Here is an 18,576-nt window from a genome sequence, read left to right as displayed (position 1 = left end):
TCATTCTTTCTTGTAGCGGTAAGATTCAAATCCCGCGGCGGCCAGTGGTAAGCCAGTGGCCCATTCGGGTACTTCGGACATCAACGCTGCCAGGTGTTCGCAGTTGTAACGCTCGTCGTCCGGGGCTTCCGCAATAATTTCATCGTGAACGGTCAGGACAATCTCGTAACCGGCGTCCTCAATCGGTTGCATGCTTGACGCCAACACGTCACGCGCGGCAGCTTGGGTAATATTTTCCGCAATCTTTCCGCCGTAGGTTTTCAACCGTTGCCATTTCCGCGTGTACTGATCGATCCCCATGTAGGTCAGCTTTCCATCGTTGACTTGCGGCGAGGGGTAGCAGAGATACCGACCGCTTGGCAACCGAACGCGAAGCCAAGCGCCATCTCTTCGAATCTTGTGGCGCCGGCAGGTAAGCGTCGTGCCAGGGTTGTCTACCGCTGCAATACAAACCCCTTCGAGTTCCTTCCACCCGCTTGCAATAGCCGGGTGGGCCTCGCGCCACAAGCGTTTGAACGATTCGCACACGAGGAACGCGGTGTTTGATAAGCCGTACTGGTCGCGGCCCTGGTCACGTTGCCAGTGCATGAAGTCCTGCGCTTCAGCAAGAATGTCTTTCGGGATACCGGCGATCGCTGCTTCGCCCATTGCTTCCAGGTCAATCCCGTAGGCCGCGGCGAAAGTCAGGAACGCACCGACGCCGCCCTGATAGCCCAGCGCCAACTCCATGACCTTGCCGACTTGGCGTTCGTCCTTCGTCACCAGTTCAGGGTTGACGCCGAACGCTTTGGCGTAGGCCAAGTTGTAAAGATCGTGGCCACAGCGCTCCCACGGATCTTTTTTCTTACCGGAGGGGATACGTTCGCCGGCAGCGTCCAATTTGAAGGTGTCGAAGTCGAGGAACGCTTGCAGCTTCCACTCTTCGCCGGCCAGCCAAGCCAGTACGCGGCCTTCGATGTTCGACAAGTCAGCCACCACCAGCTTCTTGCCGGGTGGCGCGACGATGACGCCACGGATCGCGCTACTGGTTAATTCCATTACCGTACTCATATCAAATCCTTGAAACTATCAATGCAGCAGACCGAAATAACTCTTTCGCACATTGGAATATCGAACTTCAACATGTGGCATTCACGCTCAGATACACCAAGCTGCTGCGCTAACCATTTGTATGCTTGGCTGCGCGTCATCTGCCGACTTTGCCACTTTGGATCAAAGGCGTTGTGCGCCGACATACGCGCTCTTGCTAGGGGGCTACCGGGTTCTGCTTTCATATCAAATCCTCTGCGTCTGCTTTCAGCGCTTCAATACCGCGCTCAATAGCTTCATTTTTTAAAGATGGTCTTGGTAAATTTTGCGGCTGCAATAACCGGCCAGCCCATCGCCCTGTGCGCAACGCACCGCAGAACGCCAACAGTCCGCGCAGTCGGCCGTCCGTGTTCACGCCGTTGATGACGCGCTTGTACTTCGACACGCTGGTCTTGCTGGCTTGCAACCGGATTGCTAGTAGTTCACGCAATGCGACTGGCAGATCAGGATCCTCAACACGGCGTTCTAGCGTCGCCGTTGTCATATCCGGCAGCGATACGCCGTAGGCTTCCAGTACGTGTGCCAGCAACTTGTCGCGCTGATTGGTACTCGCTACGGCACCCTCAGTTCGCTCAACGGTTTGCTCGGCGTACTCGGACTGTGCGCGGGTGCTGGCGCGGATCGCTGCGTGTGCAAGTGAAGTGTCCATCGCAACGCCGCGATCATTAATTCGCTGGTCAAGTTCCCACAAGGCGCGTTCAGCGTCACGGTAATTCCACCGGGGCAGTCGCTTGTAAATTTCACGCATGGCCACGATGTCAAGCTTCCCGTATTCTCTAAACCGCTGCCATTCAAGGGGGTGGGTGTGTTTGTCTGCACGGTGTACCTTTCTGCCTTTCGGCTGAGGTTTGCAAAACAATTGAATCCAGGTCTTACCTTCTTTATCCTTCGCCTTGTCGCTTGGTATCCCGAGAATTTCGCAGAGCGTTCCCAATGCTCCGGGCAAGCTATGTGCCATCGCACAAACCATCGTGTCGAACCAACGACGTACAGGAATATCGATACCGTTGTGCCGCATGACGGTGCGATCAAACGCGGTGTTGTGGCAAACGATCTCGTATTGCGGATCGTCCAGCAGCGCCAGCAGATCGGTAATGTCTTCGTCGTGATCCCGCACGATGACTTCGCCGTCGTCGATAGCCCATTGCCACATGATGATTTCAGCGTCTTCCGCGTACCGGTGCGTGCCGTTGGTGATTGGCGTTTCGCAGTACGTTTCGGTGTCCAGGAATAGGGGTATGGTCATATTTTTAGTCTGGTGAATTTGTGTCCAACACGAAGCCCGCCTCGGCTTACACTCCCCCGACTTCTTCAATAGGCTTCGGCTGTTGCGAGTGGGGCTTCGTGTTGGCCCTGCGCTCTTTCCCGGCGCAGGTTTAGGGATCAACTAAGATCGATTTAAATGGTTTGGCCGTCAGCGCCGACGACGATCAACTTTTGACTGGTCGGATCGAATACCTTCGGTTCGCGTATTTCTTTATCCACGGCGTTCAATGCAATCGCGCCGATGTGTTGCGCTGGCGTGAAGTCTTTTTGATCCGGTGTGCATGCCGGTTCATCGGTCAGCTGAACGGAAACGCTACCGTCCGGCTGGTCTTTGATAGTGATAACGATGAGGGCCATTACACCAACTCCTCCGCGTCAGCACCTTCGCTGATTGCTTCGAAGTCACTGGCTTCGGCCGCTTTACCGCCGCCGGCGAACGCGTCACCGTCCTTGGAGAACTGAACGCCTTGCAGTTGAGCGTTGACTTTCTTGCCGTACTGGTTGTCTTGCGCCCATATGTCTAGGACAGCGTTCACGTAGCAACCGGAATACGGCTTGCCATCGGCTGCTACCAAGGGCGAAGTGTCGCGGTCAACGACGGTAGGGCGCACGGTGTTGTAAGCGTTGACATACAAATTGCCTTCGTAACCATCTAGCGAAGCCTTGGCGTCACCGTTGTGGATCAGCAGGTTATCGCCGGCCATCATTTGCTTCTTCATCGCCGGCCACTTCGTTGCGCCCCATTTAGCTTGGCCGACTTCATCGATGGCTTTATCAAGTTGCTTTTTGACCGCGTGATCCGCTGCGAAGATGAACGCGGCACCGAATTGCGCCTTGCCTTGTTCGTTGACTTTCGGTTCAAAGATATTAGGGAAAGCCAGTCGGACGTTGGTGATGGTGATTTTCATTTGGTATTACTCCTTGTTAAATAGTTTCGGGTAGTGGTTGCGGGCAAAACGTATTGCGTCGTCGATGGCCTGGTTGCGCCGGTTCGGGTCGTTCGGGTGACTCTTCGCTGCTTCTGAAAGTCGCCGTATAACTTCGGGGGGCAGCACATGCGCAGTGCGTTCGGTGCTTGTCGTCATATCAAGCCCTCCGTTTCTTCCGGCAGCGCTTCGAATTTAATCGTCAGGTTCATTGCCGGGCGCTTGTCGCTGGCCGGCGCTACCGAGGGTTTTCCCTGCGTTTGTGTGATCTGGTCTTGCAGTTTTTTCCACTTGCGTGGGTTGTCTGCCGCCAGTAACTTTTCGGCGCTGGTCGGGCTGATTACTTTCAAGTCGTACATCTGATCGACTTTCAAGCGCATCGCTTTCATTGCGGCTTCGGCTTCAGCCACGTCGATCCAACTACGCGATCCGCGTTTGCCTTCCACCAGCTTGTAACGTGCGTCGGAAAATTCTCCGAGAAGCAAGCGGCGTTCGGTTTCAGCACGTACCGACTTGCACCAGCTTTCGATCATGTCCAGGGCATCCATACAGGTCGCCAGGTGTTGATCGTCGCTTGCCACAATGCGCTCTTCGGCCGCTTCTAGCTGCGGGAGGATCGAGGGCTTGCAAACGATCGCGCTACCCGTCACAGATACCGCGCCTGGCTTTACTCCGTATGCCTGGGCGATGATCCTTTCGGCGTCCTGCGCGCTGACTGCCATCTCACCCTTGTTCAGATCCACGAAGTCGTCAGCGACGGTACCGAGAATGAAGTTTCGGTTTTCTTCGCACGTTGCTTTTACCTTGCACCAGCGGCATTGCTTTTCGCCTGGCGTGGCTTCCAGTCCCTCAGGCCCGGCCATGATCTTGTCAGCGACGGCGCGGATGTCGATAATGCGGCGGCGCACTTCCGCTACTGGCAACGTCCATTCGCTATCGTTGTTGATCCGGGGCTGGCTGATCCGCATGGTGAGTTCTTCGATTTCACCCAACACGTCGAACTCTTCTAAAGCGGCGGCGCCGTAGATCAGCAGTTGCTCGTTGTCCTCGGCGTACACCGGTACGCCCATGCCGTACTTCAGATCGTCAACGATCAGTTCCTTCGGCTGTTCGATAACAGTGTCGGCGGTGCCTGTTGCATCTTCCTCCCCGGTAATGAAACTGATTGATAACTTTTGCTCGGGGTGTAGTTGTCCACCTTTGGTCAAAGAACGGATCACGTCGATGGACTTCTGCACTTCGCGGCACATGTCGGCGTCAGCCTGAAAATTCGGTGCGGCTGAGTGCCCCGCAGTTGTCATCCAGGTGCCACCGATAGGCGTGACGGCGATCCAGCGCCCCAAAAAATGCTTAGTGTCGAAGCCGTCCGTCAGGCACACGTCGCGCAGGAAGTGAGCGGCGATACCTTCGTCAGCGAACTCGCTGGAATCATCCGGCAAACCCTTTTCGCGCCACACTTTCGCGTGGCAACGAAGCCAGGCGGGTGCGCCGCTTGGGGAAAGGAAAGCGTGTCCGCTCATGCTTCTACCAGTTTCCCTTCCGCGACGCGGTACCACACGTCAGCCTTAATTTCATCTTCCCCAACGATGCCAACCGCGATTCGGATTTGTTCGTCGTCTTGCCACGCCAATGCGAAAGCCCCTTTTTCACCGGCGCGCGCCGCGCCTTCTATGCCTGCCACCATTGCGATGGTTTTCTCTCCACTCGCTTCTGCCTTGCTGGAATAGCCGGACGATGCCGCTGTGCTGGAATGGCCGGACGATGCCGCTGCGCTGGAATAGCCGGACGATGCCGCTGTGCTGGAATCGCCGGACGATGCCGCTTTGCTGGAATTGCCGGACGATGCCGCTTTGCTGGAATTGCCGGACGATGCCGCTTTGCTGGAATCGCCGGACGATGCCGCTGTGCTGGAATAGCCGGACGATGCCGCTGTGCTGGAATAGCCGGACGATGCCGCTGTGCTGGAATCGCCGGACGATGCCGCTTTGCTGGAATTGCCGGACGATGCCGCTTTGCTGGAATTGCCGGACGATGCCGCTTTGCTGGAATCGCCGGACGATGCCGCTGTGCTGGAATAGCCGGACGACGCCGCTGTGCTGGAATCGCCGGACGACGCCGCTGTGCTGGAATAGCCGGACGATGCCGCTGTGCTGGAATCGCCGGACGATGCCGCTGTGCTGGAATCGCCGGACGATGCTGCTGTGCTGGAATGGCCGGACGATGCCGCTTTGCTGTAATCGCCGGACGCTGCCGCTTTGCTGGAATTGCCGGACGCGGAGGTAGGTGAATTAGCGGTATCCTCAAGCGTGCCCTTCACGTCGGCGGCTACGTACTCTGCAATCGCCGTTGGCTCTTTAATAAAGTGATCAAACACGCAATTAGTGAGCCAACCGGCATCATCGGTACGCCCGTCCGCCCTCAAGGCCTTTCCGACCTCATGCACGTCACCACCTTGAGGAAATTTTTCAATGAACCAACGGTACCCGCTGTGGCAAGCAGCCCATTCCTTCAAAAGCTCTTTGGTGATTTTCATATCCCTATGCCCCTAATGCTTGCAGGTCGGCGTACACGGCTTCCAGCTTTGCCTGGTCGGCCACGCTCTCGAAATCGTTTTCATCCGTGAGCAGTGCGGACAGCTTTGGAATACCGTGCGCGGCGTTAATTGTCTTGATGCCTTCGCGGTGTGTTTTTGCAAGCTGCAATACCAGTTCCCGGGCAGCGGCGAAGGTAACGCCTTCAGTCGTACCAGTAGTGGCCACAGTTTCCGGTTCCGCACTTTGGGCAGGTGCCGGTAAGGACGCGGCGGGCTTTTTTGCTTCTGCTTTCGTCACGGTCTTTGCGGTATGCGCGGCGGTTTCTTCAGGGTGGGCTTTTGCCGACCAGGCCAGGATCAAGGCGTGAAGGGCTTGTGTGTTTTCTTGGATAGCGATTTCGAGGGACATTTATTTCTCCGTTGGGGTGATTTGGTCGTAGCTCGTCATGTATTTCAAGCTACGTTCGATTGCTTTCCGCTCCTGGGCGGTCAGTCGTGCGTCTTGCAAAATCTCTTGGACGTGTGCGGCTTCGGTGACGCGATCCTGGTAATCCATCCCGCTGACTACACAGAACCCGGCCGCGACGGCCAAGCCGCCTAAGATCGTCATTGCGGCGTCTCTCATTCGTCCACCTCGCTATAAACAACTTCGGGGCCTTCGTTCATGGCAAAGCCAGAGAAGCTCAGGTTTGTGAACTCAAGGCATGCGGCGGAGTTGATGGCTTTGTATTGCCGGAAGTAATCGGCGGTGCTTGAAAAGCTCTTTGGGAATTTGCGGGAAAGCGCTTTCGGCTTGCAAAGGTTCATCCGGCGTTTGATCGCCTTTTTAATGTCTTCGCCTGGGTTGATGAAGCGGGGCACTTCTAAGATGACGTCCTTGATTCCAGCTTTGTACGTTTGGAGTTGGAATGGCTTATAGCTGGCGGCGGTAATTTGATGGTCTTCCATTTTGCGTTCTCGTCCTCTGGTCTTATTGCGTTATTCACATAATGGAATAGACTTTAAAGGCAAATGCGATATGCGTCAAGAGCAAATCTGTGTAATAGTTTTTAATCGAAAATAAATATTGATAGTTTTTGACTATTTATTGGACGTAAAAAAGCCCGCATCGCGCGGGCAGGTGTTGCGTTTAGTGTGCCGGGGAGGGCGTTACGGCTTGTCTAGGCGGATGTATTCGCGGATGTCGTCGGCCACTTGGCGGTAAGTAGTGAAATTATTGCGCACTTTTGTGCACGTAGGCTTTATCGATAAAATCTAAAACTGTCCTGAACTGGTAAAGGGTAAGTGCTTTGTATTCGTAATTCTCCGGTTTGAACGTTCCGTGTAACGTGGCATGTATCATCTGCACCGCCAATTTAGCCTGGTGCGTCGGCCATGTAGATATCTCTTTTTCAAAGGCGAGTACAAGAGGGCTTTGCACCCTTTTCGCTTTCGATAGACTGCCGCGCATTATCCATCCCCATATCCACCGGGTCATGCGGAGAACCTTTGGGTAAAGCAACGCCACGGTTAAGGATATGAGTGCCACTTTTGAACAGCCGTCGATAAAGGGTGGGACGTATCTATATGCAGAATTGCCGCCCCAGAAAGCCCGTTCCAAGATATCTTCCACGTGCGTCGCAAAGCTCCCATCCGATAATGAAAAGATTAACAGGGGGGCGGTACTAGCCACGAAAACTACAATCGCACCGCGCTGGATAGGGACGAGTTTCAACATGGTGTTAGGAGTAACACTTCATAGCGGTGCCTTGAAGCGTGATGGTCATCGCGTTCGGGTCAACATGTTTATCCGTGACAGCAACGACATCACCCCCGACGCTGGCGGTTTGTTCTCGTAGCGCGTTCCGTGCGCGAGTGTCCGCCGCATAGGGATCGATCGCTGACGCGGTAGCGCTGACGGGGCGGAGTGTCGTGCATTTCGCCAACAAGTTACTGTTCTGCGATTGAATTTGCACCCGGGCCGCGCCGGCAGATAGTGGTGGTGCTGACGCGCAGCCGGTTAATGTGGCAACCGCCAGTAGCGTGAGAACTTTCTTCATACCTTCTCCTCATTTTGCTTTTATAAACCGCCGGCACCGCTTTTATCGCGTACACGCCCAATGATCGAGATGTGTTCTTCTGCCAATTGCGGAGGCACGTCCTCGTCTTTGTAGTCTGGATTCTCGCTGCGCAGGGTCAAAGTGCCGTCTAGCTTGCGGAAGAGTCGTTTCACCCGCAATTCGCTGCCGTAGCGTATTGCGTAGACGGCACCGTCGATAATCCGTGTCGGGTCGTTCTCGGCCAGGTTGACCAGTACCGAATCTCCTTCATACACGAACGGTTCCATCGAGTTGCCGGTAACGCGAAAACGTCGGGTCTTCGCAGGGTTGATGCCGTACTTTTGGAACCACGTCAACCGATAGGTTGCGGGTTCGCTTTCTTCTACTATGTCCATTTGTACCTGATAGCCGTTGCCTGCACTGAAACTGATTCGATACTCTGGCACTTGTACAACGCCTGGGGGTAGATCGTCGTCGGGATGTAACGCGATCACGTTGCGCGGTGCGTCCGGGTCCTGGCGTTCGGCTGCCGCGATCATGTTGGACAGGGGAACGTTGAGCGCGCTGGCGAGCGCCACCAGCCGTTCGAATTCCGGCATGTTTATGCCTTTTTCGTACCGGGATACGTTACCTGCGTCCACGCCTATGAGGCTCCCTAATTCAGCCTGCGTCATGCCCTTCGAGGTGCGGAACTGCTTAATTATCTGTGCAAGTTCTTTTTTCATCCCACATTTATACGGTCATTTTGCGTTTGACGCAATACTTTAAAAGTAAATATTGTTGACCTTAATTTGCTTTGAACGCATACTTTCCATTGGTACAGCCACCAAACTACACACAGGAACTAATTCATGACATCTCCGCTCCGCGCTGCACGCCTTCGCCAGGGTAAGACGTTGGCCGAAATATCTCACGATGTTGGTACGAATCCCGGCAATCTCTCTCGCATTGAAACCTGTCAGCAAACCGCCTCTCCGGCTCTCGCCGAAAAACTAGCCAAGGTCTTCGGCTACGCTATCACCGAAATTCAAATTCTTTACCCTGAGCGCTTCGGCGTAGGGGAGTAGACACTGATGGCTGCAATCAACCCTATCACTCCCCACCTTCAAACCTTGAAAGCCCCGGCACCGCTCCGCGCTTTGCAAGGCTGGCTATTGTGGCGCTACGAACACACCGACGGCGAAACGAAGGCCCGCAAGATCCCGTACTACGCTTCTGGCGCCAGGCGCTTCGGCGTCCAGGGTTCGCCTAAAGATCGTGCGCAGCTGGTCGCGTTCGATGTAGCAAAGAAGAACGCCGCCATGCGTGGCTTTGACGGTGTAGGGCTGGCGCTACTGTCGGAGTTCGGCATCACCGCGCTGGATTACGACGATTGCGTCGGGCCGGACGGTCTTGATCCTTCCGTCGAATCGATGGTGGCCGGTACATACGCTGAATACAGTCCGTCCGGTCGCGGCGTTCGTGCTTTCGTCACCGGGCGCTTAGGGAACCAAAAATCTATCTCGAAACCTGGGCACAACAGCTTTGGTTTCGAAGTGTTTTCCGATAAGGGTTTCGTCACGTTCACCGGCACACCGCTGGAAATTACCGAACTTACCGGCTCGGAAAATACTATTAATGCCCCCTCGGATGCTGTGCTGGCGCTGCATGCTCAACGCTTTAGTGAAACCGTCAGCGGCGACTACACGGCCGAATACGAACCCATCCTAGGCTTGACGGAGGATCAGATTCGCCAGTGTTTGGACTGTTTGCCTTCGGACTTGGACTATGACGCCTGGCTCCAAGTCGGGATGGCCTTGCACCATGAAACCGGGGGCGACGGCTTTGAAATATGGGATGAGTGGAGTCGAGCGTCTCCTAAATATTCCACACACGAATATAACGAAGCCAGATGGGTTTCTTTCGGCCAAGCAGGAGGAGGGCGTCCCGTCACGGCCAGGTCGCTCGTGCGCGCGGCCAATGAACTCGGTGCCGGTATTGAAATTGATGTCGCTTCGCCGTCTGACTTCGAAGTATTGCCGGAACCCGTCGCGCCGGCGGGTGGGTATTTCAAAATTCGGTCCGCTGCCGACTTCATGCACAACGTGAAACCGGTTAGCTGGCTTATCAAGGGCTTCTTGCCAAAATCAACTTTAGGAGTGCTGTATGGAGAATCAGGTTCAGGCAAAAGTTTTATCGCATTCGATATCTGCGCCGCTCTCGGGCGCGGTATTGACTGGAACGGCTTACGTGGGCAACGCGCGCGTGTCCTTTACGTTGTCGCTGAAGGCGCCGGCGGGTTCAATAACCGAATTAGAGCTTATTGCCATCAGGCAGGAGTTGGGGCGGCGGATCTCGGTATCGACATCATCAGCGACGTAACGCCCAATCTCATGGATGTGGCCAGCGTCACCAATCTAATTACCGACATCAAAACCTGCGGGCCTTACGACATGATCGTCATGGATACCTTCGCCCAGGTAACGCCTGGTGCGAACGAGAACAGCGGCGAAGACATGGGCCGCGCACTCGGGTACTGCCGCAAGATCAGCCAGTCCAGTGGCGCAATGGTGTTGCTGGTCCATCACAGCGGCAAGGATGCTAGCAAGGGTGCGCGGGGCTGGTCTGGCACCCACGCTGCCGCGGATGTGGTGCTTGAAGTGACACGATTCGAGAACGATCGGTGTATCAGCGTCACGAAACAAAAGGACGGTATGGACGGCGCGGAGTTCGGTTTCAAGCTGCACGACGTGATCCTAGGGACCGATGACGATGGGGACGATATCACCAGTTGTATCGTGGAATACGGCGGGGGGAAAGTACCTAAACGTGGCAAGCAGGCTAAACCTAGCGTCCATGCGCTCCCGGTACTTTCTGTTTTACATGATCTGACAGGTTTGTCGGGCGATACGGTTTCGGAGTTTGACCTGATTGAGGAATATAAATCGCGCACTCCTAGAGGCGAAACGAAACAAGATAACCGTGGCCGCAACTGTAGTCGAGGTCTCACATCTCTAATTGCGAGTGGCGAATGTGAGATTTTGAACGGGGTTATTCGCATCCCTCTAAATACAAATGCGTAATTTTTGCGTGTTCCATTCGTTCCGTTCCGTTCCAAACCGTTCCAAGTGGAACCCGCACATACCTTTAATCGTTCCGTTCCGTTCCATCCCTCTATGAGGAAGGAACGAATGGAACGAGGAATGAGGGCTTTAAACGCTAAATTAGATATGAATCTGCAAAAACAACGCATTCACTCTTAAGGACTGGAATATGCGAAAAACAACACATTCAGATAACGAGCATCGAAACACCGGACAGCTTCACCCGAAAGCGAAATTGTCGGACCGGGAAGTCGAAGCGCTTCGCCGATTACGCGAAGAAGAAAACTGGTCGTATGGCAAACTGGCCAAGGTGTTCGAGATCAGCAAAGATCACGTTGTGAGGTTGTGCAAGTACCGATGCCGTTAGGGTGTACAAGCGTATTGCGCGTCGCTTTAGCCTATGCGCATGAAACTGACACCAGAAAAACTTACCGCGTTTTGCGCTGCACTTTCGGAAACCGCACAGGTATCCAAAGCGTGTTCTGCCGTGGGTATTGCCCGACAAACCGCGTATCAGTGGCGTAGGCAGAACCTAGACTTTGCCCTGGCATGGGACGAAGCGATGCAGGTGGCCGTCAGCGCATTGGAAGACGAAGCAATCCGGCGCGGGCACGAAGGTTTTGACGAACCGCTCGTGCATCAAGGTCAGTTCACTCCGGTCGTTGACTTCGACGCGATCGATCCGCTGACCAACGAGAAGTTCATCCCGCAATTGGCACCAGTCAAGCGTAATGCGGATGGAAGTCCGCAATACGCAACGATGAAGAAGTACAGCGACACACTGCTGATCTTCACTCTGAAAGCGCATGCACCGCAGAAGTACCGCGAGAACACCAGCATCGAACTGACCGGCAAAGGTGGTGGCGCGGTGCAGTTCAATGATACGGAAAAAGCAGCACGCATCGCTGCCCTGGTTGCCCTGGCCCAAAAGCGGGCTGTGGAAGCGCCTCTCACCGAATCCGATGTCTCCGATCTCATTTAACGTTTGCGTGGCGCCACGGTGCCAAGCAGCGGTTCCTTGAGGCATTCACGTGGACATTGCCGAAGTAAAAAGGCTATTGCCGTTCTTATCCCGCGCAGAGCGCGAGGAACTCGAAGCCCTTGTTGCCAGTGACGCTGCACTGTGGCGCGCCTTACCCGGACCGCAATCGCAAGCCGCTGAATCGTTGGCCGATATCACTGGGTTCGGTGGCGCTGCCGGCGGCGGCAAGACCGACTTGGCGTGTGGATTATCGCTGACTGAGCATCGCAAAATTGCGATATTCCGCGAGAACGGCACAGAGCTTACCGGCGTTATTGATCGCTTCACGCAACTGCTGCATGGGCGTGACGGTTATAACGGCCAAGACAAAATCTGGCGAACCAAGCGTGGTGACGCGATCCCCGTTCAAATCGAATTCGGCTCTTTCCCTAATCCCGGCGACGAATCGAAGTACCAAGGCCGTGACCACGATTTGCTCGTATTCGATGAAGCAGCCAACATGCGCGAATCCGCTGTGCGTTTCCTCATGGGGTGGATGCGCTCCACTGACCCGGATCAATCGCGCTGCCGCGCATTGCTAACGTTCAACCCCCCGACAAGTGCAGAAGGTCGCTGGATCATTGCGTTCTTCGCCCCCTGGCTGGACAAGAAACACCCAAGTCCCGCAAAGCCGGGCGAATTGCGTTTCTTCGCAACGCTCAATGAGAAAGACATCGAAGTGCCAGACGGTCGTTCATTCGTGCTTGAGAAAGGCGAACGGCGGTACGACTTTGATCCATTGCTGTACGACGCCACTGACATCATCACGCCGCTGTCTCGCACTTTCATTCCTTCCCGCGTAACAGATAACCCCTACCTCATGGGCACGGCATACGTGTCAGTCCTGCAAGGCTTGCCGGAACCGCTGCGCTCACAAATGCTGAAAGGCGACTTTATGGCGGGTATCGAAGACGATGCAATGCAACTTATTCCGACCGCATGGGTAGAAGCAGCACAAGCGCGGTGGATGGACTTCTACCCCAAGCCACCTATGACCAGCGTTGGCATTGATGTGGCGCGTGGCGGCAAAGATAAAACGGTAATCGCCCGGCGTCATGAGATGTGGTTCGATAAGGCCCTTGTCTATCCCGGCACGCAAACGCCGGATGGTCCTACCGTTGCCGGTTTGACGATGGCGGCCACGCGTGACGGCGCGGCCATGCACATCGACATCATCGGCGTGGGCGCCAGTCCTTACGACTTCCTGAACTCGAACGGCCAGCATGTGATCGGTATCAACGTCTCCGAGAAAGCCACGGCGACGGATCTGTCCGGCCGCCTGCGTTTCATGAATCAGCGCTCACAGTACTGGTGGAAGATGCGCGAAGCACTTGAACCGGCGAACAATACCGGCATCATGCTGCCTCCCGAATCCGAATTGCTGGCCGACTTGTGCGCGCCGAAGTGGAAAGTGCAGGCCGGCACGATCCAGGTGGAATCCCGAGAAGACATTTACAAGCGGATAGGCCGCTCCCCCGATTGGGCGTCCGCCTACATCCTTGCCCTGATTGACACGCCACCGCTGAACATGGTGCGCCGTATGTCACGCAGCGGATCACACAACCCATTCGCCGGTGTACAAGGCGATAATTTTCAAGGCTACGATCCTTTCGCAAACATTTAAAGGGCGGATCGATGGACACAGAGCGCATAGCCGCACGGCATAGCAGCATTCAGATTGTCGAATACTCCGACGAGTACCGCGATCAGGTTATCGCTGGCGCGCATCAGATGCACGCTGATTCGATCTATGCCGACTTACCCCTGGACGAAGACAAGGTTATCCGGCAACTCGCCGCGTGCGGAAACATTGCGCCTGATCGCTTCTTTCGTCTCGCTGTCCGCAAGGGCGAAGTGATGGGTGGATTTTACGGCCACTACTCCCGCGCATTTTTCTGTGACGAACTTCTCGCGCATGACATGGGCTGGTGGGTGCTACGCGACAAGCGCGGTACCGCTGCCGCCGTGGTGCTGCTTGCGGCGTTTGAAGTATGGGCCAAAGAACGCGGCGCCAAGAAGGTCATGGTCGGACAGTCCACCGCGATAGACATCGGGCGAACCACAAAACTATACCGGCATTGCGGGTTCCGCGTGATCGGCTTCAACACCGTAAAGGATATTTGACATGGACGCAGGCGTGGGCGAAGCCGCAGCAGCAGAAGGCGCGAAGAGCGCAGGCGAAGCGGTAGCCGCGGATGGCGCTGTCGCCGCCGGAACGGATGCTGCCGCAGGTGCGGCAGTAGCGGATGGCGCGGGTGCTATCGCAGCGGATGGCGCTGTCGCGGGAGCTGCTGACGCCGGGGCAGGCGCCGCAGTAGCAGGTGCCGCTGATGGCGGCGCGCTCACGGCTTCCGATATGGCGCTCACTGCCGGCGTGGACGGCGCTACTGCCGCCGAGGTTAGCCCGACCATTTCAGCAGCGCAAGCCGCCGCAGCTGCCGGGGTAGATACGGGATCCGGGATTACGGCCAACCAGATATTCAGTGGCGCAAAGACAGCGCTATCGGTTGCTAACCTGGCAACGACGTTGATGACGCCGACGCCCACCATTCCCACAGCCACCGCACCCGTGGCGTTACCCGCGCCAGTATCCACCGCACCCGCTGTGCAATCCGCGCAGGCGGGCGGTTCCGCTGCGCAGACAGTAATGTCCGGCACCGGTCAGGCCGGCGGTTCCCCAGGCGTCGCGCAAACTCTCCTGACCGGCGCCGGTGGCGTCGATCCTAATAGCCTGAACCTGGGCAAGAACACTCTGCTAGGCACCTAAATGGCTGAACAAACCAAACGGCAGCAAATCCTCTCTCGATGGGGACAGCTGAAAACCGAACGCGCCTCCTGGTGGCAACACTGGTCTGAGATCACGCAATTCATTACGCCGCGACAAGGCCGCTACTTTGCGCAAGACCGCAACAAGGGCCAGCGCCGGCACAACAATATCTATGACAGCACCGGTTCCCGCGCTTTGAACGTGCTGGCCGCCGGACTTATGGGCGGCTTGACCAGTCCCGCGCGTCCTTGGTTCCGCTTGGCGACAAGTGACGCCAAGTTAAATAAGCAACCCGCCGTGAAGCAATGGTTGAACGACGTCACTGACTTGATGCTGACGATCTTTCAAAAGTCGAACACGTACCGTGCGCTGCATAGCATTTACAAAGAACTCGGTGCGTTCGGCACTGGCGCGGCGATTATCACCGCGGACTTCGACAACGTGATCCACGTTCACCCGATCACCATCGGCGAATACGCCGTGGCCGTGAACTTCCAGGGACGTGTCGATACCCTGTACCGCGAATTTCAAATGACGGTCGGCCAGCTGGTCAAGGAGTTCGGGCTTGAGAACGTAGCGCCAGCCACCAAAAGCATGTACGACCGTGGATCGCTTGATGCGTGGATCACCGTCCTGCACGCCATTGAACCGCGCGCCGACCGGGATCCGGCAATGTTGGATTCTAAGAATATGGCCTGGTCCGACACGTACATGGAACTAAGCGCCACCGGTGAGCAGTTCCTGCGCGAGTCCGGTTTCAATAAGTTCCCGGCGGTCTGCCCACGGTGGGACGTGGAAGGCGGCGATATCTACGGCAACAGCCCGGGGCAAGAAGCGCTTGGCGACATCAAACAGCTGCAACATGAGCAGCTTCGCAAATCACAAGCGATCGATCTGCAAGTCAATCCTCCTTTGCAAGTGCCTACCAGTTACAAGAACCGCGACATCGAACGCTTACCGGGCGGTATCAGCTTCGTGGATACCGCAGGATCAGGCAAGGCGATCCAGACAGCATTCGATGTGCAGTTGAACCTGGGCGAGTTGCTGGCCGATATTCAAGACGTGCGCGGCCGTATCAACAGCGCGTTCTTCGTGGATCTGTTCATGATGATCTCGCAGGACAACGCGTCTACCACGCGCATGACCGCTACCGAAGTCACCGAACGGCATGAAGAAAAGATGCTCATGCTCGGCCCGGTGCTGGAACGCTTGCAAGACGAATTGCTGGATCCATTGATCGAGGTCACGTTTCAGCGAATGGTGGAGTCCAACATCCTCCCACCGTCGCCACCTGAGATGCAAGGCCAGCAGCTTTCCGTCGAACTGGTGTCCATGCTGGCACAAGCGCAGCGCGCCATCGCCACGAACGGCATTGACCGCTTCACGCAAAGCATGGGTGCCGTCGCGCAGTTCAAGCCTGAAGTGCTGGACAAGTTCGACGCCGACCGATGGGCGGAGGAGTACAGCGACGCCTTGGGCGTCAATCCCGATCTCATCCTTCCCGAGGATCAAGTGCAAGCGTTACGCGCACAACGCGCCAAGCAGCAGCAGGCCGCCGCGCAGCAGCAGCAAATGGCTGCCGCTTCGCAGACCGCGAAAAACCTAGGGCAAACCCCCACCACCGGCGGCACGGCTGCCAGTGACGTGATGAACCTTTTCAGCCAGGGACTTGGCGCACAACAAGGAAGCTAAACCATGACATTCAATACTAAATATCCGTTCCTCGATACGACGAACGATTACACGCCGATCAACGATATCCAGATCGTGACGCCGAACGACGCCGCCGACCTACCGAATGGGCCGTGTAAAGCGCTCATTTTCATGGGGGCCGGAACGATCAAGCTAACCACCCCGGCAGGCACCACCGTCACGCTGACCGTATCGGCTAACTGGTTCGGCGTTACCTACATCCGCGCAAACCGTATTTGGGCAACCGGCACAACCATCGCGGCGTCCAGCATCGCCGCTTGTTACTAAGGAGTTCGGCATGGCAATGATCGATATGAAAATGAGCGCGGAAGAAGCGAAGGAGCAAACCGCACCTTCAGAGTCCTCTGAATCGGAATCGCAATACCCGTATGGGTTGCGGGTATCCCTGGACGACGATGCGCTGGAAAAACTCGGCCTTACTTCGCTGCCCGCAGTCGGCAGCAAGATCAGCTTTAACGCCGTGGCAGAAGTGTGCGGCACCTCGTCTTACGCACAGGACGGTGGGGAAGCGGAAACGTCGCTGTCCTTGCAAATCACCGGGATGGAAGTGACTTCCAGCGCGCAAACCACGACTGATGCAGCCAATGCGCTCTACGGCGCATAGGGGGTGACATGGCGGATGACGGTACGCTTCTCACGAGTGACCCACCTGATCCGAAAGATATGACGGATCTTTACAACACTGCGTTGCCGCCTGCGCAAGAAGAACAGTTTCAAGCGTGGCAAGCGGAAAGCCCACAGCAACGCAGTACATACGACTACGATTCGCGCGGCGCTTGGCAGGAACTCCAATCAGGGGACATGACGGCGGACGAACGTGGGCACCTGGGGGATAAGTTTAAGAAGCCAAATCACCCCACGTTTAGCGATCAAAGCATGTACCACGGTATCGATGGGCAAGACGGCGGGAGTTGGGGTGTTGACGATCAAGGCAAGACCACATCGTTCACGCCAAGCGCCACTAATCTCAAAAACATGAGTGCGGAAGACCTGGGGAAGTATCTCGCAGAAGTCGAACCAGAAGTGAAGTTGAACATACCTCATGCGTCCAAAACACTACTCCAAACGCTAGCGGAGAAACTCTTTCCCGGGCTTGCAAAATAGGGGTGTACAAGCCTCCACGTCGTGCGAATAAAGTCACGCCATGATTGATCCACTTAATACCGAAGCAAACGATGAGTTACGCAAGGCAAGGGCCAGCATGGACAGCCTGGCGAAGCACAAGGACGCAGAGGATATCAAGTGGCTTATGAGTTCCAAGAGGGGACGGCGCATCGTCAATGGCCTTTTGCAGAATGCCGGTGTTTTCCGCTTGTCGTTTCACACCAACGCGCTGCAAATGTCCTTTAACGAAGGCAACCGCAACACGGGCTTAATGCTCCTGGCGGCAATAACCGAACAATGCCCTGAACGATACGCTGAAATGATTGAAGAGGCCAAGCAGTGACAACCGAAACCACCGCAGCACCAGCCGGGAACACACCAAGTACCGAAGCCGTTGCTGCACCCGCTACGGCGATCGCTGCCGCCACACCCGCAGACGCCACGCCTGCCGCACCCGCTGCGATAGTCCCGGCCGAAGCACCTACCGCAAGCGAAGAGCCACAGGCGCCCGCGCCCAAAGCTCCCGAGAAGTACGACTTTAAAACCGTAGACGGCAAGGTTGATACCAGTGTCCTGACCAAGTTCGAAAGTGTTGCACGCGAACTGGACTTGACGCAGGACCAAGCCGCAAAGCTGATCGACACATTGGCACCGCAAGTGGCACAGGCTCAAAAGGCCCGTCAGGACGCACAGGTTTCGGCCTGGGCAGACGCCGCGAAAGCCGATAAGGAAATCGGCGGCGACAAGCTGAACGAGAACCTGGCAATCGCAAAGAAAGCCCTGGACACGTTTGGCACGCCGGAACTGACCAAGATGCTCAACGATTCCGGTATGGGCAACCATCCCGAGATCATCCGGGCCTTCTTGCGTGCAGGTCAGAAAATCAGCCCGGGAAACTTTGTACCGTCAGGCCAAGGCACTTCGCAGACTTCGAACGCGAGTTCGAAACTCTACCCCTCAATGAAGTAGATTTACTTTTAGCCCCACCGCCGCGAGGCCTCGGGCTACCCACCAATCTAACGCAGTGATGCGCTG

The 18,576-nt window shown here is 56.0% G+C and carries 26 protein-coding genes; 12 read left to right on the top strand and 14 right to left on the bottom strand.

Annotated features, from left to right (window positions below; all coding sequences use genetic code 11):
- The 14 genes from RGU70_RS13775 to RGU70_RS13710 form a co-directional block, all read right to left on the bottom strand.
- A complete protein-coding gene (locus RGU70_RS13775) occupies window positions 1-1,050 on the bottom strand; it encodes a DNA polymerase (protein ID WP_322209973.1) in 1,050 nt (349 codons plus the stop codon).
- Window positions 1,047-1,274 carry a zinc-finger-containing protein gene (locus RGU70_RS13770; protein ID WP_322209972.1) on the bottom strand — a complete coding sequence of 76 codons (228 nt, stop codon included), beginning with the start codon at window positions 1,272-1,274 and terminating at the stop codon, window positions 1,047-1,049. Before RGU70_RS13770 ends, RGU70_RS13775 begins: the two co-directional genes overlap by 4 nt.
- Entirely contained in the window at window positions 1,271-2,335 is a 1,065-nt protein-coding gene (locus tag RGU70_RS13765; RefSeq protein WP_322209971.1) for a hypothetical protein, read from the bottom strand. The genes RGU70_RS13770 and RGU70_RS13765 overlap by 4 nt, the downstream gene beginning before the upstream one ends.
- A 152-nt stretch (window positions 2,336-2,487) precedes the next feature.
- Window positions 2,488-2,712, bottom strand: coding sequence for a hypothetical protein (locus RGU70_RS13760; RefSeq protein WP_322209970.1), 225 nt, complete (start codon window positions 2,710-2,712; stop codon window positions 2,488-2,490).
- Window positions 2,712-3,263, bottom strand: coding sequence for an ssDNA-binding protein (locus tag RGU70_RS13755; protein ID WP_322209969.1), 552 nt, complete (start codon window positions 3,261-3,263; stop codon window positions 2,712-2,714). The genes RGU70_RS13760 and RGU70_RS13755 overlap by 1 nt, the downstream gene beginning before the upstream one ends.
- 6 nt (window positions 3,264-3,269) lie before the next feature.
- A complete protein-coding gene (locus RGU70_RS13750) occupies window positions 3,270-3,440 on the bottom strand; it encodes a hypothetical protein (RefSeq protein WP_322209968.1) in 171 nt (56 codons plus the stop codon).
- Complete coding sequence (locus RGU70_RS13745; protein WP_322209967.1) at window positions 3,437-4,801, bottom strand: DUF2800 domain-containing protein; 1,365 nt, start codon at window positions 4,799-4,801, stop codon at window positions 3,437-3,439. The genes RGU70_RS13750 and RGU70_RS13745 overlap by 4 nt, the downstream gene beginning before the upstream one ends.
- Window positions 4,798-5,814, bottom strand: a complete 1,017-nt coding sequence (locus RGU70_RS13740) for a hypothetical protein (RefSeq protein ID WP_322209966.1) — start codon at window positions 5,812-5,814, stop codon at window positions 4,798-4,800. The genes RGU70_RS13745 and RGU70_RS13740 overlap by 4 nt, the downstream gene beginning before the upstream one ends.
- A 4-nt stretch (window positions 5,815-5,818) precedes the next feature.
- The gene (locus tag RGU70_RS13735) at window positions 5,819-6,223 is read right to left on the bottom strand and encodes a hypothetical protein (RefSeq protein ID WP_322209965.1); all 405 of its coding nucleotides are present in this window, start codon (window positions 6,221-6,223) and stop codon (window positions 5,819-5,821) included.
- Window positions 6,224-6,424: a hypothetical protein gene (locus tag RGU70_RS13730; protein WP_322209964.1), complete on the bottom strand. Its 201-nt coding sequence runs from the start codon at window positions 6,422-6,424 to the stop codon at window positions 6,224-6,226. It abuts the gene before it with no gap.
- Between the two features lie 11 nt (window positions 6,425-6,435).
- Window positions 6,436-6,762 carry a hypothetical protein gene (locus tag RGU70_RS13725; RefSeq protein WP_322209963.1) on the bottom strand — a complete coding sequence of 109 codons (327 nt, stop codon included), beginning with the start codon at window positions 6,760-6,762 and terminating at the stop codon, window positions 6,436-6,438.
- Between the two features lie 265 nt (window positions 6,763-7,027).
- On the bottom strand, window positions 7,028-7,531 hold the full coding sequence (locus RGU70_RS13720; protein ID WP_322209962.1) for a hypothetical protein: 504 nt from the start codon (window positions 7,529-7,531) through the stop codon (window positions 7,028-7,030).
- 4 nt (window positions 7,532-7,535) lie between these two features.
- Window positions 7,536-7,853, bottom strand: coding sequence for a hypothetical protein (locus RGU70_RS13715; protein ID WP_322209961.1), 318 nt, complete (start codon window positions 7,851-7,853; stop codon window positions 7,536-7,538).
- A gap of 20 nt (window positions 7,854-7,873) precedes the next feature.
- Window positions 7,874-8,578 carry a LexA family transcriptional regulator gene (locus RGU70_RS13710; protein ID WP_322209960.1) on the bottom strand — a complete coding sequence of 235 codons (705 nt, stop codon included), beginning with the start codon at window positions 8,576-8,578 and terminating at the stop codon, window positions 7,874-7,876.
- A gap of 126 nt (window positions 8,579-8,704) precedes the next feature.
- Here RGU70_RS13710 and RGU70_RS13705 point away from each other — a divergent pair, with 126 nt between their 5' ends.
- The 12 genes from RGU70_RS13705 to RGU70_RS13650 all read left to right on the top strand — a co-directional run bounded on the left by RGU70_RS13705 (window position 8,705) and on the right by RGU70_RS13650 (window position 18,510).
- Entirely contained in the window at window positions 8,705-8,920 is a 216-nt protein-coding gene (locus tag RGU70_RS13705; RefSeq protein WP_322209959.1) for a helix-turn-helix transcriptional regulator, read from the top strand.
- 6 nt (window positions 8,921-8,926) lie between these two features.
- Entirely contained in the window at window positions 8,927-10,915 is a 1,989-nt protein-coding gene (locus tag RGU70_RS13700; RefSeq protein WP_322209958.1) for an AAA family ATPase, read from the top strand.
- A 427-nt stretch (window positions 10,916-11,342) separates the two neighbouring features.
- Entirely contained in the window at window positions 11,343-11,918 is a 576-nt protein-coding gene (locus RGU70_RS13695; RefSeq protein WP_322209957.1) for a terminase, read from the top strand.
- 49 nt (window positions 11,919-11,967) lie between these two features.
- Window positions 11,968-13,581, top strand: coding sequence for a terminase (locus RGU70_RS13690; protein ID WP_322209956.1), 1,614 nt, complete (start codon window positions 11,968-11,970; stop codon window positions 13,579-13,581).
- Between the two features lie 11 nt (window positions 13,582-13,592).
- The gene (locus RGU70_RS13685; RefSeq protein WP_322209955.1) at window positions 13,593-14,081 is read left to right on the top strand and encodes a GNAT family N-acetyltransferase; all 489 of its coding nucleotides are present in this window, start codon (window positions 13,593-13,595) and stop codon (window positions 14,079-14,081) included.
- A gap of 1 nt (window position 14,082) precedes the next feature.
- Window positions 14,083-14,724, top strand: a complete 642-nt coding sequence (locus RGU70_RS13680; protein ID WP_322209954.1) for a hypothetical protein — start codon at window positions 14,083-14,085, stop codon at window positions 14,722-14,724.
- The gene (locus RGU70_RS13675) at window positions 14,725-16,416 is read left to right on the top strand and encodes a portal protein (RefSeq protein WP_322209953.1); all 1,692 of its coding nucleotides are present in this window, start codon (window positions 14,725-14,727) and stop codon (window positions 16,414-16,416) included.
- A 3-nt stretch (window positions 16,417-16,419) separates the two neighbouring features.
- Complete coding sequence (locus tag RGU70_RS13670; RefSeq protein ID WP_322209952.1) at window positions 16,420-16,704, top strand: spike base protein, RCAP_Rcc01079 family; 285 nt, start codon at window positions 16,420-16,422, stop codon at window positions 16,702-16,704.
- Window positions 16,705-16,714: 10 nt separating this feature from the next.
- Window positions 16,715-17,041 carry a capsid staple protein gene (gp10, locus tag RGU70_RS13665; RefSeq protein WP_322209951.1) on the top strand — a complete coding sequence of 109 codons (327 nt, stop codon included), beginning with the start codon at window positions 16,715-16,717 and terminating at the stop codon, window positions 17,039-17,041.
- Window positions 17,042-17,049: 8 nt separating this feature from the next.
- Window positions 17,050-17,541 (top strand): hypothetical protein, encoded by a 492-nt coding sequence (locus tag RGU70_RS13660; protein ID WP_322209950.1) that lies wholly within the window; start codon window positions 17,050-17,052, stop codon window positions 17,539-17,541.
- 40 nt (window positions 17,542-17,581) lie between these two features.
- Window positions 17,582-17,884, top strand: a complete 303-nt coding sequence (locus RGU70_RS13655) for an endopeptidase (RefSeq protein ID WP_322209949.1) — start codon at window positions 17,582-17,584, stop codon at window positions 17,882-17,884.
- Window positions 17,881-18,510, top strand: a complete 630-nt coding sequence (locus tag RGU70_RS13650; protein WP_322209948.1) for a protease — start codon at window positions 17,881-17,883, stop codon at window positions 18,508-18,510. Before RGU70_RS13655 ends, RGU70_RS13650 begins: the two co-directional genes overlap by 4 nt.
- The last annotated feature ends 66 nt before the right edge of the window (window positions 18,511-18,576 follow it).

This window comes from Herbaspirillum sp. RTI4 (assembly GCF_034313965.1).
Taxonomy (GTDB): domain Bacteria; phylum Pseudomonadota; class Gammaproteobacteria; order Burkholderiales; family Burkholderiaceae_D; genus Herbaspirillum.
The sequence above is the reverse complement of the archived record's forward strand: the minus strand, read 5'-3'. Positions and strand labels throughout refer to the sequence as shown.

Coding starts and splice junctions, on each gene's coding strand:
- RGU70_RS13775 (WP_322209973.1), bottom strand. CDS start 1,050: ATGAGTACGGTAATGGAATTAACCAGTAGCGCGATCCGTGGCGTCATC.
- RGU70_RS13770 (WP_322209972.1), bottom strand. CDS start 1,274: ATGAAAGCAGAACCCGGTAGCCCCCTAGCAAGAGCGCGTATGTCGGCG.
- RGU70_RS13765 (WP_322209971.1), bottom strand. CDS start 2,335: ATGACCATACCCCTATTCCTGGACACCGAAACGTACTGCGAAACGCCA.
- RGU70_RS13760 (WP_322209970.1), bottom strand. CDS start 2,712: ATGGCCCTCATCGTTATCACTATCAAAGACCAGCCGGACGGTAGCGTT.
- RGU70_RS13755 (WP_322209969.1), bottom strand. CDS start 3,263: ATGAAAATCACCATCACCAACGTCCGACTGGCTTTCCCTAATATCTTT.
- RGU70_RS13750 (WP_322209968.1), bottom strand. CDS start 3,440: ATGACGACAAGCACCGAACGCACTGCGCATGTGCTGCCCCCCGAAGTT.
- RGU70_RS13745 (WP_322209967.1), bottom strand. CDS start 4,801: ATGAGCGGACACGCTTTCCTTTCCCCAAGCGGCGCACCCGCCTGGCTT.
- RGU70_RS13740 (WP_322209966.1), bottom strand. CDS start 5,814: ATGAAAATCACCAAAGAGCTTTTGAAGGAATGGGCTGCTTGCCACAGC.
- RGU70_RS13735 (WP_322209965.1), bottom strand. CDS start 6,223: ATGTCCCTCGAAATCGCTATCCAAGAAAACACACAAGCCCTTCACGCC.
- RGU70_RS13730 (WP_322209964.1), bottom strand. CDS start 6,424: ATGACGATCTTAGGCGGCTTGGCCGTCGCGGCCGGGTTCTGTGTAGTC.
- RGU70_RS13725 (WP_322209963.1), bottom strand. CDS start 6,762: ATGGAAGACCATCAAATTACCGCCGCCAGCTATAAGCCATTCCAACTC.
- RGU70_RS13720 (WP_322209962.1), bottom strand. CDS start 7,531: ATGTTGAAACTCGTCCCTATCCAGCGCGGTGCGATTGTAGTTTTCGTG.
- RGU70_RS13715 (WP_322209961.1), bottom strand. CDS start 7,853: ATGAAGAAAGTTCTCACGCTACTGGCGGTTGCCACATTAACCGGCTGC.
- RGU70_RS13710 (WP_322209960.1), bottom strand. CDS start 8,578: ATGAAAAAAGAACTTGCACAGATAATTAAGCAGTTCCGCACCTCGAAG.
- RGU70_RS13705 (WP_322209959.1), top strand. CDS start 8,705: ATGACATCTCCGCTCCGCGCTGCACGCCTTCGCCAGGGTAAGACGTTG.
- RGU70_RS13700 (WP_322209958.1), top strand. CDS start 8,927: ATGGCTGCAATCAACCCTATCACTCCCCACCTTCAAACCTTGAAAGCC.
- RGU70_RS13695 (WP_322209957.1), top strand. CDS start 11,343: ATGAAACTGACACCAGAAAAACTTACCGCGTTTTGCGCTGCACTTTCG.
- RGU70_RS13685 (WP_322209955.1), top strand. CDS start 13,593: ATGGACACAGAGCGCATAGCCGCACGGCATAGCAGCATTCAGATTGTC.
- RGU70_RS13680 (WP_322209954.1), top strand. CDS start 14,083: ATGGACGCAGGCGTGGGCGAAGCCGCAGCAGCAGAAGGCGCGAAGAGC.
- RGU70_RS13675 (WP_322209953.1), top strand. CDS start 14,725: ATGGCTGAACAAACCAAACGGCAGCAAATCCTCTCTCGATGGGGACAG.
- RGU70_RS13670 (WP_322209952.1), top strand. CDS start 16,420: ATGACATTCAATACTAAATATCCGTTCCTCGATACGACGAACGATTAC.
- gp10 (WP_322209951.1), top strand. CDS start 16,715: ATGGCAATGATCGATATGAAAATGAGCGCGGAAGAAGCGAAGGAGCAA.
- RGU70_RS13660 (WP_322209950.1), top strand. CDS start 17,050: ATGGCGGATGACGGTACGCTTCTCACGAGTGACCCACCTGATCCGAAA.
- RGU70_RS13655 (WP_322209949.1), top strand. CDS start 17,582: ATGATTGATCCACTTAATACCGAAGCAAACGATGAGTTACGCAAGGCA.